Below are 18,774 nucleotides of genomic sequence, written 5' to 3' on the forward strand. Positions count from 1 at the left end.
ATAACTTACAACTTAATACTTCCTACTTTCACACCCCTAAAATCCCCTCAAGGGGATAGATTGATGATGCCTGCTTTGGAGACTCCCCCTTCGAAGGGGGCTAGGGGGATGTTAAAATTAGAAAAAATCAAAGTGATCAGCCATTTCTAAGACAAGCAATATGCTTCCATGCACAAGACTAACACAGGTCCTGACTTTTGTCATTACCATTTAATTACTATCTGAAACCTGTCAGGTTTTGATAAAATATAGCTCATAAAGAAACTATTTTTTGCAAATTCTAAGTACTGGAAACCTGACAGGTTTTATCAGCCTTAACTTTCTAATACAAGACACCCCTAAAATCCCCTCAAGGGGATAGATTGATGATGCAGGCTTTGGAGACTCCCCCTTTGGAGGAGGCTAGAGGGATGTTTAATTCTATCTAAACCTGAAATTCTTTTTCTCCCACCAAATCCAGGCCCAGAAGCCGGCAGTTAATCCTAAAGAACCCAGTATCCAACTGATATGTAAATTCACTTTTAACCAAACAGTTTTAAAATCTGGTAAGCTAATATTGAAATTAATCAAGCTAGAATCATTTATAAATAGGGTGGTAATGATTAAAACCAAAAACACTATTGGAATTATATAAGCAATAATTGACCTACTTCCGCTCCTTACAAAACTTGGCTTGGATGCTTCATAGGCTTCAATTTTACGCATGGTTTTAGTAGAAAAACCATATGAAGGACCTTCTACATTATCATTCAATAACTCTTTAAATTCTTGCTCTTCCATCATCTTATGCTTTCTAATTCATTCGGTAGCATTTGTTTTAAATGCTGCTCTAATCTTTTACGCGCTCGGTGCAATTGCACTTTTAAATTATTCTTATTCACACCTGTTATCTCTTCTATCTCCTTTAAATCTCATTCATTTTGATAATACAATGTGATTAAACTACTTTCCTGAGGATTCAATTTGTTCAACGCTTGCTTTATGAAGTCTTTTCTTTCCTGAGCCAGTAAATTCTGCATGCTATGATCGGAAACTGAAGTTCCAATTTGATCATCCTCTATTTCATCATTAAGCTTAAACTTTCTATTCGCTCTTAATTTATTAATACTATTATTATAAACAATGCGATACAGCCAGGTACTAAACTTTGAATCTCCTTTAAATGATTTGATTCTTTTATACGCTTTTACAAAACTATCCTGAGCTATTTCTTCAGCATCCTCTCTATTCTTAACGATACGGAAAGCCAGATTATAGGCCTGAACTTCATGCGCAACAATAATAGCATTAAAAGCATGGTAATTCCCTCGCTTTACTTCTTCGATAATATTGTTCAGATGCTTTTCTTCCAATTTTTAAGTTTTGATATGGTTTGGACAAGCCTAATCAAAGTATGGTTACAGAAATTTACGGATTTTTTAAAAGAATAATGAATTGGTAAGTTTTAAACAAAACCTATTACTTATAAATTGATACTTATTACATGCTACTTTTCTTAATTCACACCCCTATAATCCCCTCAAGGGGATAGCTTGATCATGCATACTCTGATGTATTCCTCCTTTGAACGGGCTAGTTTTTTTGATAACTCGAATACCTATCCAAATCCGACAGGTTTCTATTAATTATAAGAAGCTGCAATTAAAAATATTTTAGAAAAGTTGTAACCAGTTTAAAGTTTCGTTTGTCCAAAGGGCATAAATCAATTTTAAAACAAACAAACATTAATCATGGAAGCAGTAATCGTATTCATATCCCTTTTCGCTACAATCTTCGGTATTAGTTACTATTTCTTTTACACTCGAAATAAAGAAAGGCTAGCCTTGATTGAAGCTGGCGCTGATGCCTCATTATTTCAGGCACCTAAAGTGCAAAGAAAGAGACATCCGGTCTATGCTATTGCCTTAGTTATAGGAATGATGGCTATCGGTATTGGTTTAGGAATTGTCTTTGCCGTTATACTTGATAATGCGCTTGACATGAAAAATAATAATGAAGTCCTATATGTATCAGGCATCTTCATCTTTGGTGGAATTGGCTTGGTTAGCTCATTTCTTAGCCTTCGTTGGATGGATAAAAAAGATGAAGAGAAATAGAAAAAAAGGGAGTGATTACCAGCTAACTAACCAAAATCTAATAATATGACTGGACCAAGCTTAATCACTAAAATTTTACCTTGTTTACACTCCCTTAGTATTTTAATTCAAATGAATGGGGAGCCTAATCCCCAATTCATTTACCGAAACTATTAAAGCAATTTTCAATGATCGTGATCGTGATCATGATCATCATCACCTTCTAATGAAAACCCATTTTTCATCATACTTTCAACTGCATTATCTAATTCAATTGTTTCTACGTGATGTAAATCGTCAATTTCTAAAACTTTGATTTGAGTTCTATTAGTAGACAAAACGTATAAGAATTTATCGGAACAAACTAAAACCGGATCAGGATCGTCCATTTTTCTTAAAATTTCAATTTCTGATAAAGCTGATCTATGATTGTGACCTTCAGCTTCAGGAATATCTGCCATTTCTACCATTCTGCTGGAAATTTCAACTCCATCATGCGCATCAAATACTCTCAACATATTATCTGCAGTATGTAAAATATAATACTTCCCATCAAAGCTAAACATATCTCCTACTACATCGGAACCTGCATAAATTTGAGTCATAGATTTATTTTCAGGATCGATCATAAAAGCTCCTACATTTCTAGATCGTGCAAAAAACATCTTTGAATTATCATGTCCTTTTAAAGTCCCTAACCAGTTGCCTGATTCTGAATTTAAGTCGCCTGTGTTCTCAATTAAACTAATTTCCCCTTCATCATTCACTAAAATAACTCCATCTGTACTTCCAAATATACCGTGATGTCCATTAGAAGCATCTCCATGGATAGCTCCCACTTCTACTCCACCATTATCGTCTATTACATTTCCATTACTTTCAACAAATTTCACCATTTGCGGCAATCCGCCAGGCTCATTATTATTTTTGAAAGTTATAACAAACTGACCATTTTCTAACCTAAAACCAGCTCCATGATGTGCAACCGTATTTTCAAAAGAATAAGTAACGGGTGAGTAGGTAGGAATCTCTAATTGAGCCTCATTTATATGGGTAATGGAGCCATCACCATCATTAAATATCACCATATGACCTAATGAGCTTCCGAAGTGGGTTGGCAATAAAGTATTAACTTCTAAATCTAACCATTTTGGTGTATGTTCGTGACCATGATCAATATGAAATTCTACACCAGAATCAAAGAATTTCACTGCACCGCCCGCTCTATCAATTGCAATTAGATATCTTCCCGAATTACTGGTATAGTATCTTGCTCCTTCAACTAAGTTCCCTTCAACTCTTGCATGAATTTGTCTATTATTGGGTTGCATAACATCAATTCCATTTTGATCCATCAATGACAATCTTACCCAAGAGCTTTCCATTTCTTCAAAAGATTCCAAATCATCAGCTACATCATCTATATCATCATTACAAGCAGAAAATAAAGCAATCAAAAAGATCAGGCTCCAAATTTTAATCAAAGTTGTTTTCATTACAATTAAATTTATTAGTTATCAATGTATTCTACAGTTATATTTCCGTTAGCGTCTTCTATCCAGAAGACCATTCTTTCATCCTCGGCTAAATCGAAAGATATATTTTCACTTTCGATTAAGCTTTTGATATCGATTTCCTGAGAGCTAGGAAGGGCTTTCCCGCTATTTTCTCTAAATTGATGTGGCCAATTAGCTTCACCCCAAATCCACTCTTCCATAATTTCGCCTTCCTGATTAGGCTTTTCGGGATCTTTTTTCTCAATAAACAACCAAAGAAACCCTATGTCGGAAGACAATTCATGGACTGTATTCCTAAATATGCTACCTCTTATTTCGCCCCTGGATAAATCGTCTGAGTTGATTTCTATTTGTGGAGCATAAGGCCTCTGGATATAAATGACCGTATGATAGGTTGTATTCTCTCTGTAACTGGTTTCATTTCCATCCACATCAGTAGCTGTAATGGAAAAGTGATAGGGGCCAGCCAAAATGTTATCATCCTCACCTAATCCATCATGTCTTTCATCCAAGTAGATCGTTAAATTATCATCTTCAGTTGTGGAAAAAAATGTAGGATCTTCTAATTCGGATGCTTCGATGACATGAAAGTAGTTGAACAGTAGAAAATTATTAGCAAAGGCCAATCTACCATGTGTGTGCCCATCAAAGCCTGAATGAGATTCAATTTTAATTTCTTCGATCCCTGAATCATCTTGAACTGAAAAGGCTAAGGGTATCTCGTTCTCATCCGGTCTTACAATCTTGAAGTATTGGGGTGAAATACTTTGCAGGCCTTCTAAAGGATTGATCTGTGGTTCATCAAACTGTATATCCTCCGCTTCTTCTAAACAAGCAAAATTGAATATCAGCAGAATTGGTAATGAAAGGTAAAGTCTTCTTTTCATTTGCAACAATATTACTAATGCAACATAATTGCAAATATACATCCGCAAACTACAAACGCAAGTAGTTTGCGTTAATTAAATTGTTATTTTTACAGAAAAGGTAAAATTCCTGCCTTGCTCGGGTAAATTTATTAATCGATATCGGCTGATGTGATTAAAATAGAAGGTATTGAGTGCGTTATTCACAGAAAATTTAAAATCAAATTCTTGATTGAAAAACAATGTGTGAGCACCCGCTCCAAAGTTTAATATAAAACTATCGGGTGTTGGTCTCTCGTTTCGATCTGTTCTATTTTGAGCAAAATTATACCTTCCGGAAATGAAAAGGTATTCCTCCTTTAATCGATATCCTTCAGATAAAAAATTTTCAAATTCAAAAGTATTAACAATTGATGGAGGTGGTGTTAAGGGCAGGGCTAATCTGCTATTCAAATTCAGATTTTGCACAAATTCAATTACTGTTTCGTTCTTAAAATAGGAAACCGGTTGGTAGGATGTACTCATTTCAAAACCATTGAATAGCGCGTCATCCTGACGGTACTGCCACATAGTCCCCCCTGATGCTAGGAATGAAAAGTTTCCCGTGGGCGCTAAATATATATAATCATTATAATAGGCGTAAAAAGCAGAAATCTCCAGGAACAATTGTTCAGACTGATGGATGTAATTTATATCTGCTTGATAGCCATTTTCTATATCAAGATCACGATCTCCCAATTCATGTCTGAAATTCCCATGATGAACGCCATTACTGGAAAGCTCTATAGCTGTGGGATAGCGAAAACTATTGCCTAAATTAAATTTTATATGATCCTTCATAGTAGCCATATACGTCACGCCTAATCCTCCACTAAAATTTTCAAAATAGCGATCGAAAGCTGGCGTTCTTTCCATCATTTCCCCGGTCGGCTGTAGCGTTCCTCTATCAAAAACGGGTTGTAAATGCTGATTGATTTGATGACTAGCTCGATCATATCGTATTCCCCCATTTAAAATAAATTGATCTTTCATATCAAAAAGCTGGTAATGATAAAAGCCTAATTGCGAACTCGTATAGTCGGGCAATAAAAACTCAAAACCATCTCTTTGATTTTCCATCCATTGGAACTGCCCGCCCATTAATATTTGATGATTTGGATTAGGATTAAATTCGTATCTAAGGTTGGCGGTATAAGTATTTAAATGTAGACCCAAAGCCAAATTTGAATTGGCATATTCTGGTGCGATTCCATGAGCGCCCGGAAACGATAATTCATTTCTATTATTCCGCTGATACCCTAAATCCAGCTCGAGTTTTTGATTTCCAAAACGCCAGTAAGAGTTACTAATAAGCATATGATGCTGATTTCGTTGCTTGGGTAAATCCACATTTCTAAAATCACCGTTATGCCTTAAATTATAACTGCGAGGAAGCCCTATAGCCCCTGTAAAGATTCCGGCTTCTTGATTAAAGCTTGTAAACCTCAAGCTGCTCTTAAAATTCTGGTATTTTAAACCAATTAAAGCGCTCAAATGTAATTCATTACCCGCAGTATTTTTCAGTCTATTTTCCTCAATTGGAAGCTCAAATCCTGCATAGGTAAAATCATCAGCCGGCACAGAATAGTCTCCGAAATCCTGATGGGTCATTCGGGCACTGTAAAAGAGCGCCCTTTTCTTACCCTTAAATTCCAAGGAATTTGAAAAAGCGTGATTATTGGTTTGGTAGGAAGATAAATACTCAATAGTATTTCCGTCTTGCAAGGGTATATTATTCTCCTTGATGTTAATCACACCGCCCATTCCATCTGGCCCAAAAAGCAGAGATCCAGGCCCCTTTATGACTTCCACCTGATCAACATCGAATGGATCAATCTCGAGCCCGTGATCAGCACCCCACTGTTGTCCTTCTTGTTTAATTCCCCTATTATTTACCATAATTCGGTTGAAACTCATCCCTCTAATCATAGGTTTAGCTATTCCCACACCAACATTCATGGTATTGACCCCAGGCAAAGCAGCGAGTGCACCAGAAAATGTACCACTACTATTTCGCTCAATAAAATCCTTATCCACCATTTGAACCGGCTGGGTTTTATCGATTACTCTCGATAAAATATTGTCGGAAACAACCTTAACTTCAGACAAGGTCTGGACATCCTCATGGCATACAATTTTGATGTCATTTAGGTTCTTAAATTCTGAAATAGGAATGATTTGTGGAATATGCGTTACATGATTGATTTCAATTGATTCCACTTTTTGCTGTTTGTCGATGTTGATAGCAAACTTACCCTCAATATCCGTGGTAGTACGAACTTTCATTGGGTGGAAAGTAAGTAATACAGCCTCTAATGGCTGGCCGTCTGTGCCCACAACATTTCCTTCAAATTTTTGAGCTAGAACAAAAAAATGAGAGAAAAATAAAAACGTAATAATCAGTAAACGCAACATATTTGCAAAAATATTAGTCTTATTTTACTATTCAGGAATTATCTTTCATCTATTCTTAATAAGATTCTCTTTTCTTCACTTTCTTCAATTGGAGGTGATCTATGCACAATGCCTTTACCATTTGGGTATAAAAGGTTTTCTCCTTTTAAAAAGGCTACATCAAAGGGCTTCGTTTGTCGAATAGCGTTCCAGTTTCCATTTGTGATGTTTTTCGAATCTACTCTATAAATTTGCCTTTTTAAAAAGTTGATGATTTCTGTCACTTTAAATTGTTTCTGCCATCAAAAATGCTTTTCTTGTTTTGACTACCATAATCCAGTTGACTATATGGGCTATCGCAATTAAAAATGCACCGCTGAATGTAAGTACAACTTCATTTACCTCTATTAATCCAGATTGACCCATCCCAATCAATATAAAGCCCAATCCCAATAGTATTAAGGGTAAAAAATTCGAATGATGTCTTTTAAAAGCAGGCAGAAAAGAAACTAATGCTAATAATAAACTGAAGAAAATGATTGAATATTCTATCCAAGGATTAGCTAAAAAGTGCAGGCTTGCCAAAGTTGAAAGGCTTAACAACACTGGCAATGCTGCACAATGAATGGCGCATAATATAGAAGCCATCATGCCGATTGCATCGAGCGGTATTTTATTTGAACTAACATTTAATCTATTCATCTTTACCAATTGAATAATTGATGACTACTAACGCAACTCAATTGCAAATATAAAAAGATTAAAAATAAACGCAACTTAATTGCGTTTTGTTTCTCCCGATAAATTACTTTTGTGTAGAAATTTTGTCTGATTTGACTTAGAATAAGAGATGAATTACCATTTGGTTCAGCTATTCATCATCTCCATCTGATAGTGCATAATATTACATTCTTCAAATTGATCTCCTACTTTTTTGAAACCAAATCGCTCATATAAGCTAACAGCAGGGAGCTGAGCATGCATATAAAGCTTCTTACCCTCTGACTTTGGTTTAGCTCGGATATCATCAATTACAGCTTGTACCAGTGCCTGTCCTACTCCGTTTCCTCTGTGGGATTTAAGTACCGCAAATCGTTCTAATTTCATTCCGTTATCTGTGAATCTCCAACGGGCAGTACCGCATGCATTACCCAATTCATCTTCCGCAATAAAATGGGTTGATATATCTTCGAATTCATCATATTCCTCTTCACGAGCTACATTTTGTTCCTCAACAAATACTTTTTCTCTGATTGAGAATATTTTCTTAAGATCTTCCTGATTATCTACAACTCGTACCGAAATCATTTTTCTTCTTTTTGAACTTTAGCATCATTTTTATCATAGGCTTCGATTATGTGTTTCACCAATCGGTGGCGAACTACATCTTCACCTTTTAAATTCACTATACCAATCCCTTTAATATCTTTTAAGATTTGAGTTGACTCTATCAATCCTGACTTTTGCTTCTTAGGCAAATCGACCTGGCTCATATCACCCGTAATGATCGCTTTAGAATGCGGACCCATTCTGGTTAGGAACATTTTAATTTGCATTGGGGTCGTATTCTGGGCCTCATCCAATAATATAAAGGCATTATGAAGTGTTCGCCCTCTCATATAAGCTAAAGGAGCAATTTCTATCACTCTGTTTTCTTGATAATATTTTAGCTTTTCCGCAGGCACCATATCATCTAATGCATCATAAATTGGTCTTAAATAAGGATCAATTTTTTCTTTTAAATCTCCAGGAAGGAAACCTAAATTTTCTCCTGCTTCAACCGCAGGTCTAGTGATAATAATTTTACGAACTTCCTTGTTTTTAAGGGCTTGCACAGCCATGGCTACCGAAACATAAGTTTTTCCAGTACCGGCCGGCCCAATTGCGAAAACCAAATCATTTTTTCTTACAGCCTCTACCAATTTGATTTGATTCGGAGTTTTAGCTTTTATGGCATATCCTTTAGTTCCGAATACTAAAGTTTCATCCGAATTACCATCTAGTTTCTTTTTGCTTTCTTCGTATTCCTCGTTTAAATACGTTTTTACACTTTCCTCCGTAATTTTTCCAAACTTATGATAATGAGTTACTAGAGAATGCACAATTTGATTGATGCGAATAATTTCAGGTGTGCTTCCTTGTATTCTTATTTCATTTCCCCTAGAGATAATTTTTGATTTAGGAAAAGCAGAGGATAACTCGTTGATATTACGATTTTCTACTCCTAAAAAATCCACAAGGGATACATTTTCCAAGGTGATAACTTTTTCTACCAAATGATTTTCTTATTTATGATGTCTCAATGTGTTAGTACTAAATTTTCTGTAGTTTTGTTTTTAACAAATTTAACAATAATTCAATTTTTTGTATGCCTTTGATCACTTTTCTATCAGATTTCGGTTGGCGCGACCATTATGTGGCAGCGGTGAAAGCCAAAATACTGAGTGAAGATGCTAATCTTCAAGTGGTTGACATAACTCATAACATCACTAAGCATGATATCATTCACGCTGCCCATGTTTTAAAATCAGTTTATCAAGAATTCCCTGAGGGAAGTGTACATATAGTAGCTGTCAATTCACTTTCAGAAGCAAATGAAGATATTATTGCCGCTGAAATTAAAGGACATTATTTCCTAGCCAGTAATAATGGAATATTGAGCTTGTTAAGAGAAAAAGATCCCGATCAGATCGTAAAAATTGATACAGAATTAAAAGGAAATTTTCTAGCAAAAGATGTTTTGGCTCCTGGGGCTGCTAAACTCTTAAAAGCGCAAAATATTACTGCATTAGGCTCTGCCTTAGCAGCAGAAAAATTCAAAAAGTTTATCATTCCAAAAGTAAAAGCTACTCGAGAAATCATACAAGGACATGTGGTGCATATTGATGATTATGGGAATTTGATTACGGATATCATGCAGTATGATTATGACATCCTAAGTAAAGGCAAAAGTGTACAGATCAAATTCAGAAACTATTCACTGACAGGTGTTCAAAAACACTATCATGAAAGCCAGGGGGGAGAAGCTTTTGCCATATTTAATGATCAGGGAGTATTGGAGATTGGAATTAAAGAAGGCAATGCTGCTGAGCTATTAGGAATGGAGTATAATAGTATGGTAAGTGTTAAATTTGAAGACTATTAAGCTTTTTAGTTCAAACCACAGTATTAAAAGACAAGCAAATTCCTTTTTCATCTGCGTTTAATGAAACATGTGGCTCACTGTTTAATAGAATAGTCAGACTATCATGAATTTTTTGATAGGCAACTGCATCTAAATTTTGGGATGACATTTGTATTAAGATATTATTTGAATCTCCCTCTACAATCTGTATTAAAATACCATCTTTAGCATTTCTATTTATCAATTCATTGGTAATCGCTAAAATGCAATTGGTTACTATAGCTACTGCAATATTGTTTTTAGTATAAATCAGAGGGTCTGAAGGAAAATCAGGAATACCAAATCCTCCTACCGCTTTGGTGCTATTTCTGGATAAATCTTGTGCGCTTATTATGATTTCTGATAGATGGGAATACGCTGTATTAAGCGTTAAATTTTTAAGTGCATTCACACAATCTGTCACATCTGCAAGAGCCATTTCAATATTTGCCAACATATCTATATTTTGACTATTAGCTTCTTGTGCTGCTTCAAAATTTAAACGTGGTGTTTCATCAAATAAATGATTATTAAATAATAGATATTTGGAGCAATTCATGTAAGAGCTAACCGCGGAGGCATTAGCATAGCCTTTATAAATTGAATCTTGAATCGGTTTTAGTGTTTCAATTAATTCCCTTATTCCTGGTAGTAAAGCACTTTCTGTAATCTCTAAACGATTTTGGTTACGCTTTTCAGTAATGGATTTCAATCGTCTATTAACCAGCTTTGCTAATTTCTCTAAAACTTTAATGTCGTTTTTAGTAAACTCGCGACTTTTAGTATCTAAAACGCAAAGTGAACCAATTACAACTTCATCTATATAAATAGGAACTCCCAAGTAAGAACTAATCCCGTATTCGGATACTAATTGTTGAGGCACCTCTTTATTATGCTTGGCATCAGATACCTTGAAATACTGATCATTCTTTACAACATATTGACAAAAGGAAACATCTCTATGGGTTCCTCCCGCTGCTTCAAGTGTAGCAGGTAATCCGAATGAAGATTTAAATAATTGGATATGATCTAAAACGATATTAATCATAGCCATAGGGCTGGATAATTCTTCAGCTGCTTTTTTAACAATATTGTGAAGAACTTTATCATCTGTCTGAGATAATAATTCTTTCGTAAACACTTTATGCCGATCTGGCCTGTATCCTAGTATATCAATTCTTTCCATCTTTAAGCCCCACAGTCATTTATTTAAACAAAAACAGGTTGATTTGTACTAAATGTAATAATTTTGTTTAACAAAATAACAAATTTTATTTTACAATATTAAACAAAATACGATTATTGTGGGACAATGGATTTGCGGAATAAGTGTTGTTTTATAGCTTCTATATTTCACTTATTAGAATGCTTAAATCTTTTAAGCAGCTCTAGTAATATTTCATCATGCTCGTCTAATAGATAATCTTTTATACGGATATCAGGCATAACTCCTTCGTGCTTTTCGGAGCCGTTCACCCTTACGATTTTGCCTTTTGATATATTTACTGTAATGCCAGTATTAGGTAATGTAAAAGGAAATATTGAAGCATATAAAGTAGGGTATTCTGCGGTCTCCTCACCCACAATAGTGGCCCAACCATAATCTTGTATCTGAGCAGCAGCAACTGTTGACTGTGAATGTGACTGTCGATTTACTAGAAGATATACATTTCCCTTATATCGTTTTTCAATTTCTTGTGCTTTATAAGAATCAAATTGGTATTCATATATACTACCATTTTCATGATCAAAAACGCTTTTATAAAATTTAGAAGTAGAAGTATCCTGATTCTCTAATATGTAATCCTTTAGTATCTGGCTGCTTTTTAAGCTAAAGCTTGAATTCCATTTAAAATCTTCATCAGCTATGTAGGAAACCAAATAATCAGAATGAGAGTCATTACCGCCTGCATTATTTCGAAAATCTATAATTAGATTAGGTTTATTGGCCTTGTTTATTTCTAAAAAAGTAGAATCAATAAAAGCTTTGAATTTTGATAATTCTCCATCAAAGTTTCCCGGTTTTAAATAAGCTGCATGATCATAAAATTTAAAAAATCTTTCCCCGTCTATAATTGGATTACGCTTCATTTCGTAATCCTCGATGGTATTAATTGCTTTTACTTTGTGTGTTATAAGTTGGTCTTCATGCTTGATCTCAATGCTAAATTCATCAACTTTACCGTAAATTTGCCAATAGTATCTTGGCAGGGAGAAAAGCTCAAGTTTAGCCTGCTTAAAGTATTTAGATTCTGCAGAAATATGAGGGTATATTTTTTCTAATATTTCTTCTATCTTTTCACCATTTATACTTACCAATTCTGATCCTATTTCAATATTCATGTCAGACCAATTTTTCCGTATTAATGGCCTTTGATCTTGAAACGCAATTTCTACAGGCAAAACAGTTCCACCCCCTTTGGCATATTCAAGATATTGCGGTATTGGAAATTCTATTGCAGTATGCCCGTTTTGAACTGCAGATGTTAAGAATTGGAAGCGATTAATTATCTCTAGGATACTTAATGAATCCTCTTTTATACCATATTTTAATTGATGATAAATTGAATCAAAGGCTTCTGGTTTAATAAATTCATATGGATTATAATGAGTTTCTTTTAGGGCTTTGAATAAAAAGTCTAAATCAGATTTAATCTCTTCATTTGAGTAATACTTTTCATTTTGGCTGAATAAATTTAAGTTAATGAATACTAGTAAGCTGAAAATTGAAATTGATTTCATCTGTTATTTTTTTCTGCAATTCTAAAGTATTCTCAATTTAAAAGACAGTCCTTAAAGTCTCATATGACTATTTAAGACTCATAAACCTTCATTTTCCATAAATTCTGAAGGAGTTAAACCTGTCTCTTTTTTGAAAACTCTATAAAACGAGGCTTTAGAACTAAAACCTACCTTTTGACTCAAGCCTACAATGGAATATTTTTTAGCTTCATCTGTCAATATACTTTCCTTGAAAGCTAGTACTCTGTAATGATTAATAAAATCATTGAAATTGGTATCCATTACTTCATTTAAGATTTGGGACAAATCATTAATCGGCCAGCCGATATGCCCTGCAAGTTTGGCAATGCTTAACTTAGGATCTTTGTAAAGCTCCTCACATTTCACAGTTTTAATCAATTGTAATTGCCTCTTTTCAAGTTCTTCCTGTGTAAAACTGAACTTGGCTGCTTTATCCATATATTGTTTTAAGGCGCCAGAATATTTCAACAAATACATATAGCCTAAACCATAAATAAAAGCAGTAAAAATGATGCCTAGGGGAATAAAAATATATTGTGTATAGCCTCTTATAATATCTACAAATAAAATGGAAGCTGTAATGGCAATAATGATGGCAGTAAATAAGATTCCCCAAGATTTAATAAGATACTTTAGCCATTTTTGAACTTTAACAAAATCCTTTAATAAAAAGCGAGTAGCCTTAGATTCTTTAAATATTAATAGGGTATAAATTAATAAGTGCAGATTTCCTAGTAAAGCTAAAGTCATAGTAATGAATATAACCGTATTAGCATGTGAATTCGTCCAGTCTGGATTAGCTCCTAAATAGCGAAAGAAGAAATAAAAAAAGAGCCCTTCAAAAATTAAACAAGGGACAAAATGAAGTAAATCTTTAGCCTTGAAGGCTCTTAAAGGGTTTTTGATATGCAATATATGCAGATAAGCTAAAGGTCCGTAAGCCATTGAAAATTCCATCGGGAATGGAAAAATCCGATTAAAGCCAGAGATTGACCCCTCTAATACGATATGAAGAATTGTGGAAGAAAATAGAAACAATAAAATTCCAAAGTATAAATTAGGTCTCTTATACGGCTTTTGAAAAACAATCAATCCTGATAATACTATGCCTTGTATTACAGTTACTAAAAAGTAGAAATTAGATGTATTAAGGGAGGTATCGATCATCTTTAAAAGTTCTGAACTTAAATATATAAGATTAATATTTCATTTTCAGATCTAAGTAAGGATGTAAAAAGAAAAAAGCATGGTTTGTATACCCCATGCTTTCATACTATTTATTTTAAATATAAAAATGCTTATTTCAAACCGATTGGCACTCTCGCCATAGTATCGTCCCAAGCGATAATCATATGTGCTCCTGGATCAGCCTCCTCAAACATGATACTCATGTATTCTACTGTGCTTTCAGTTTCTTCAGTTGGTACCGTAATTTTAGCAACCGTACTTTCTTCTGGTTTGAAAGCATAATGCCCCCAACCGTCTGTATCAGTACTAAAGTGTACTTCCCAGTTTTCCTCACCTAATTTGATGTATATAGTGTAACGTCCTGCTTTTACTTTTTTACCATCAATCGTTACATCTTCAAAAAACATCACTTCAGTAGACTCATTAGCACCAACTCTCCAGATATTTCCCGGTTTTTCTAATTCCGTAAAAACAGCTCTACCATCAGCTTTAGGTCTTGAATAGGTTACTCTAATAAGAGGTTTAGCATTTTTTTCCTCCTCAGTTTTAGCAAAAGCTCTAAATGCAACTCTTGAAGGATAATAAGCCATATCCATTGGGCTTTTATCTAATTCCGGAAATTCTTGTGCTTGAGCATTATTACCAAAGGTAAAGCATGCTAATACAGCTAATGTTAAAATTATAATTCTTTTCATTTTGATTTGATTAGTTGATTCAAGGTGTAATAATAGATTTCAAAGAAAAAGGTTTAAAAATTTATTATCAACTTTAATAAGCTTGCAAATCAATTTTCTTAACACTATTCATGATTTTTAAATACCGAGTTAGATGGATTTTTTCTAATATTCATATTCTGTTCACTAGAATCTATACATTCACTACAATTTCAAGCAATTCTTATTAACTTTCAAAGGAATTAAAAAAATTAAAAGTATGAGTGTAAATATAGTAGGTGCCTATCATTCTCAATTTGGAAAATTAGAAGATGACACGCTCTATTCTTTGTATGAAAAAGCAGCTTTAGGGGTATTAAAAGATGCTAAAATGGAAGCCTCAGAAATTGATGGTGTTTTTGTTGGCAATTATAGTGGTGGTGCTTTTAATCATCAAGAAAATATAGCCCCATATGCTATTAATATACTTTCTGAACTACGACACAAACCCATGTACAGAACTGAAACTGCATGCTCATCTGGTTCTTCTGCAATCCATATGGCTATTATGGCCATCAAATCGGGCATGATGAAACGCGTGATGGTTGTGGGTTTGGAAAAAATGACTTCATTAGATTTAAAAGGAATAACGGAAGCCTTAGCGATGGCAACCTTTTGGCCAGAGGAAGGAAATAAGAAGGTTACAGCTCCTTGTATGTTTGCTGATTTAGCTAAAGGTTGGATAAAAAAATATCAATTTTCTGAAGAGCAATTGAGAGCTCAGCTCGCTAAAATTTCTGCAAAAGCTTATTCAAATGCCACTGAAAATCCATTAGCACAATTACAAAAAGCTAAAACTGCTGATGAAATACTGGCCCTCCCAGATGAGAAGAATCCTGTAATTTTTGCCCCATTGCGATTGCATGATTGCTCTTTGGTTTCGGATGGCGCTGCAGCATTGATATTGGAAGATCAATCCTTAAGAAAAAATGCTGGAGTTAATATCAAAAGCTTTTATAGTGCGGGTGACTACCTGGATAGTTTTGGAAAACATAAATCCGATTATTTTTTAGAGGGTGCGGCCTATGCGGTTGAAAAGACATTGAAAGAAGCTAAAATGGATATTACAGATATTGACATGGCTGAAATTCATGACTGCTTTACCATCACTGAATTACTCTTATACAGCGCTATGGGAATCACCTCACCCGGAAAAGAATTTGAAGCTTTAGAAAATGGAACGGTTTTTAGAGATGGTTCATTACCTATCAATTTATCTGGTGGTTTAAAAGCTAAAGGTCATCCAATCGGAGCCACAGGAGTTTCCATGCACGCTTATATATACAAGCAATTGATGCAGGAAGCCTATGGGATTCAGTTAAATAATAAAGCCAGTGGAATGGTTGTTAATATTGGAGGTTCTGGAACCTCCAATGCAGTATCAATTTTAGAGCGCTTTTAAATTTCAGTTTTCTTTAAGCGCTTTATCTATCTTATCAAACTCAGCAGGTTTAGTCCAGAATTGAATAATTAGTTTAGAATCTAAAGCTTCTTGCATTTCATCATTGATGGCATAGCCTGTAAGCACATAATACTTTTTATTTTCAAATCTGGATTTAGCCTCATTAATGAATTCTAAGCCTGACATTAAAGGCATATTCAAATCTGTAATGATATTAACAATATCGGATTGTTTCTCTAATATCTCAAGTGCTTCTTCACCACTTTCAGCCTTAATCACTTCATAATCATCTTCTAATAATTTTGCGAAAATCAAGAGATTCAACTCTTCATCATCTACATATAATACTTTAGGCTTTGCGTTCATTCCGTTTTCCTTTTGGGAAGTTAATGGTAAAAATTGTTCCTTTATTTAATTCTGATTCAAAACTTAAATCGCCATTATGTTCATTTATTATCGATTTACAAATGGATAACCCTAGTCCGGTCCCTTTACCTGGAGGTTTAGTTGTGAAAAATGGATCTGTTATTTTCTTATAATTTTCTTTAGCAATTCCACATCCGTTATCACTAATTTTAATCTGTATTTGGTTTTTTAAGGATTTGGTTTGAATGCGTAATTCTCCATAATTGGTGATAGAATCGATCGCATTTGATAATATGTTTAATACCACTTGATGTAGTTTTCCATTATTTCCATACACAATCAACTCTGGCTGCTCAAAATCTTTCGTGATTTTTATATGGTCTTTGTGCTTATGATGTAAAACTAAAATACAATCCTCAATTATTGTATTGATTTCGCATTCCTCATTTTTACTTTCACTATTTCTACTTAATAAATTCAAACTTTTAACTATACCGGTAGCTCTATCGGCTCCTTTTTTAATCCATTCAAGATATTGTGTAATCTCATTTTGGTCTGGATTTTTCCCATTCTTTAGATGTTTATCAATGGCCAGATATCCACCTACTATATAGTTAAGAGGATTATTAATTTCATGAGCAACACCTGCAGTTAAAACACCAATAGATGCCATTTTTTCTGATAATACTAATTGAGATTGCATTTCTCTTAATTCATCTAAAGCCCTTTTTCTTTCATCTGAAAGCAGCATTTCTCTACTCACATCCCAATTTGTACCATAAACGGCTACAGCTTTACCATTTTGATCAAATTCGGTTTTCCCTTTGGCTCTTATATGAGATATTTTACCTGTTTTTGGTTGAACAATTCGAAATAATGTATCGAATGGCTTTTTACCGTTGATGGCTTCATTTAATTCATCTACCGATCGTTGCTTATCCTCTGGATGTAAACTTTTCTCCCAAGCATCAAAAGCACCATTAAAATCATCTTTATTGATGCCATATAATTGATACATGATATCATCCCACTTCAGCTCATTTTTTATTAAATCATAATACCAAACGCCTGACTTAGAATGCTCAGCTGCTAGCCTGTAAAGCTCAAGTTCTTCAGACATTTTTAAAATTTCCCTAGTTCTTTCCTCTACTCTTTTTTCTAAAGTATTATTTAGCAGCTCTAGTTGTTCCTTCGAATTTTTATTTTCCGTTATATCCAAACCAACAGAATCCCAAATGATACTACCTCCTTTTTGTCGCGTAGGAATGCCATTTAAGTGTACCCATTTAATTCTTCCATCTGCTAATTGAATTCTGTGTTCAAATGACCAGTGGGATAGATTTTTTGCGGATTCACGTATAGAGTCAATGTAAGCTTGTCTATCATCCTCATGAACTCTATCCCATAGCAATTGATTATTTTCTAAGGCCTGCTCTTGTGTTATTTCATATAAATCATAAATCCCTTTACTAACAAATTCTAATTCGTCTGTACCATCGGAATTTAGTTTATATCTCAATACTACTCCAGGTAAATTATCAGCTATGTTACGGTATTTCTGTTCACTTTTTATTAAAGCCTCCTCAGCCAATTTCCTTTCCGTGATATCTTCTCCTGTTGATATAAAATACTCACCCAAAGGAATAGTATTCATGCTCAAATATTGATTTGTAGGTGGAAAGTACTCTTCCCATTTGTATGTTTCCCGATTTTGAAAAATTTGCTTTATAATGGGCAAGAATTGAGAGGTGGCATCATATCCGAATATTTCATTAGCTAGCTTACCCACCACCTCTTCTTTGGTTTTACCCCAAGCCTTCAAAGCGGCTGGATTTGCATCATCCAAAACCCAAGTTTCTATTTCGTCATTCTCATCCCTAATTACCTTCCATAGATGAACCTCATCACCCAAATTTTCAAAAAGCGTTCGGTATTTTTCTGTTATTTCTTTTAATTCAGATTGAGTTTCTGCTAGCTGCTGACTAGCTTTATTGAGCTTCTCATCAATAGTCCTAATGCTGGTATGTAAATCTCTGTTCTTCATTATATTGTTGCTACTATCACATTTTAATATGATAGTCAAATCCAATTCTTATTTAAAAGAATGCACACCTTACATACTTTATAGTAAAAAATTAAGCTGATGTCTATTTCACCTTATAGGATGATTCATATTTTTTATTAATATAACGTAATTTTTATCAAGTTCAGAATGATTATTCTTAAAACATTTAAATAATTTTTAGAATAACAACACTTCTTAGAAATATCATATAAAAAAGCAATGG

Annotated in this window: 18 protein-coding genes; 3 read left to right on the forward strand and 15 right to left on the reverse strand. The window is 34.2% G+C overall.

Annotation, left to right across the window (positions count from 1 at the left end):
• Positions 1 to 420 precede the first annotated feature (420 nt).
• A complete protein-coding gene (locus tag QYS48_RS02875; protein WP_308357447.1) occupies positions 421 to 783 on the reverse strand; it encodes a hypothetical protein in 363 nt (120 codons plus the stop codon).
• A gap of 128 nt (positions 784 to 911) precedes the next feature.
• A complete protein-coding gene (locus QYS48_RS02880; protein ID WP_308357448.1) occupies positions 912 to 1,352 on the reverse strand; it encodes a sigma-70 family RNA polymerase sigma factor in 441 nt (146 codons plus the stop codon).
• A gap of 378 nt (positions 1,353 to 1,730) precedes the next feature.
• Here QYS48_RS02880 and QYS48_RS02885 point away from each other — a divergent pair, with 378 nt between their 5' ends.
• Positions 1,731 to 2,096: a DUF6249 domain-containing protein gene (locus QYS48_RS02885; protein ID WP_302127458.1), complete on the forward strand. Its 366-nt coding sequence runs from the start codon at positions 1,731 to 1,733 to the stop codon at positions 2,094 to 2,096.
• Between the two features lie 164 nt (positions 2,097 to 2,260).
• Here QYS48_RS02885 and QYS48_RS02890 read toward each other — a convergent pair whose 3' ends face one another.
• The 7 genes from QYS48_RS02890 to QYS48_RS02920 form a co-directional block, all read right to left on the reverse strand.
• Positions 2,261 to 3,571, reverse strand: coding sequence for a hypothetical protein (locus QYS48_RS02890; RefSeq protein ID WP_308357449.1), 1,311 nt, complete (start codon positions 3,569 to 3,571; stop codon positions 2,261 to 2,263).
• A 14-nt stretch (positions 3,572 to 3,585) separates the two neighbouring features.
• A complete protein-coding gene (locus QYS48_RS02895; RefSeq protein WP_308357450.1) occupies positions 3,586 to 4,479 on the reverse strand; it encodes a DUF4625 domain-containing protein in 894 nt (297 codons plus the stop codon).
• A gap of 75 nt (positions 4,480 to 4,554) precedes the next feature.
• Positions 4,555 to 6,912: a TonB-dependent receptor gene (locus tag QYS48_RS02900; RefSeq protein WP_308357451.1), complete on the reverse strand. Its 2,358-nt coding sequence runs from the start codon at positions 6,910 to 6,912 to the stop codon at positions 4,555 to 4,557.
• A 38-nt stretch (positions 6,913 to 6,950) separates the two neighbouring features.
• Entirely contained in the window at positions 6,951 to 7,175 is a 225-nt protein-coding gene (locus QYS48_RS02905) for a DUF1826 domain-containing protein (protein ID WP_302127467.1), read from the reverse strand.
• 1 nt (position 7,176) lies between these two features.
• Positions 7,177 to 7,593: a MerC domain-containing protein gene (locus QYS48_RS02910; protein ID WP_308357452.1), complete on the reverse strand. Its 417-nt coding sequence runs from the start codon at positions 7,591 to 7,593 to the stop codon at positions 7,177 to 7,179.
• A 165-nt stretch (positions 7,594 to 7,758) separates the two neighbouring features.
• Entirely contained in the window at positions 7,759 to 8,199 is a 441-nt protein-coding gene (locus QYS48_RS02915) for a GNAT family N-acetyltransferase (RefSeq protein ID WP_308357453.1), read from the reverse strand.
• Complete coding sequence (locus tag QYS48_RS02920) at positions 8,196 to 9,167, reverse strand: PhoH family protein (protein ID WP_308357454.1); 972 nt, start codon at positions 9,165 to 9,167, stop codon at positions 8,196 to 8,198. The genes QYS48_RS02915 and QYS48_RS02920 overlap by 4 nt, the downstream gene beginning before the upstream one ends.
• A gap of 92 nt (positions 9,168 to 9,259) precedes the next feature.
• On the opposite strand from QYS48_RS02920, the gene QYS48_RS02925 reads away from it, so the two are divergent.
• A complete protein-coding gene (locus QYS48_RS02925; RefSeq protein WP_302103752.1) occupies positions 9,260 to 10,036 on the forward strand; it encodes an S-adenosyl-l-methionine hydroxide adenosyltransferase family protein in 777 nt (258 codons plus the stop codon).
• Between the two features lie 10 nt (positions 10,037 to 10,046).
• On the opposite strand, the gene QYS48_RS02930 is transcribed toward QYS48_RS02925, so the two are convergent.
• The 4 genes from QYS48_RS02930 to QYS48_RS02945 form a co-directional block, all read right to left on the reverse strand.
• Entirely contained in the window at positions 10,047 to 11,240 is a 1,194-nt protein-coding gene (locus tag QYS48_RS02930) for a GAF domain-containing protein (protein WP_308357455.1), read from the reverse strand.
• Between the two features lie 167 nt (positions 11,241 to 11,407).
• Positions 11,408 to 12,796 carry a S41 family peptidase gene (locus QYS48_RS02935; RefSeq protein ID WP_308357456.1) on the reverse strand — a complete coding sequence of 463 codons (1,389 nt, stop codon included), beginning with the start codon at positions 12,794 to 12,796 and terminating at the stop codon, positions 11,408 to 11,410.
• 78 nt (positions 12,797 to 12,874) lie between these two features.
• Positions 12,875 to 13,984 (reverse strand): helix-turn-helix domain-containing protein, encoded by a 1,110-nt coding sequence (locus tag QYS48_RS02940; protein ID WP_308357457.1) that lies wholly within the window; start codon positions 13,982 to 13,984, stop codon positions 12,875 to 12,877.
• A gap of 131 nt (positions 13,985 to 14,115) precedes the next feature.
• Positions 14,116 to 14,700, reverse strand: a complete 585-nt coding sequence (locus tag QYS48_RS02945; protein WP_308357458.1) for a DUF2911 domain-containing protein — start codon at positions 14,698 to 14,700, stop codon at positions 14,116 to 14,118.
• A 238-nt stretch (positions 14,701 to 14,938) separates the two neighbouring features.
• Between QYS48_RS02945 and QYS48_RS02950 the strand changes: the two genes are divergently transcribed.
• Entirely contained in the window at positions 14,939 to 16,120 is a 1,182-nt protein-coding gene (locus tag QYS48_RS02950; protein WP_302103746.1) for a beta-ketoacyl synthase N-terminal-like domain-containing protein, read from the forward strand.
• Between the two features lie 3 nt (positions 16,121 to 16,123).
• Here the strand turns inward: QYS48_RS02950 and QYS48_RS02955 are convergent, their stop codons facing one another.
• Both QYS48_RS02955 and QYS48_RS02960 read right to left on the reverse strand, forming a co-directional pair.
• Positions 16,124 to 16,486 (reverse strand): response regulator, encoded by a 363-nt coding sequence (locus QYS48_RS02955; protein ID WP_308357459.1) that lies wholly within the window; start codon positions 16,484 to 16,486, stop codon positions 16,124 to 16,126.
• Positions 16,470 to 18,530 (reverse strand): PAS domain-containing protein, encoded by a 2,061-nt coding sequence (locus QYS48_RS02960; RefSeq protein WP_308357460.1) that lies wholly within the window; start codon positions 18,528 to 18,530, stop codon positions 16,470 to 16,472. Before QYS48_RS02960 ends, QYS48_RS02955 begins: the two co-directional genes overlap by 17 nt.
• Between the last annotated feature and the right edge of the window lie 244 nt (positions 18,531 to 18,774).

It is taken from the genome of Marivirga arenosa (assembly GCF_030503895.2).
Lineage (GTDB): Bacteria > Bacteroidota > Bacteroidia > Cytophagales > Cyclobacteriaceae > Marivirga > Marivirga arenosa.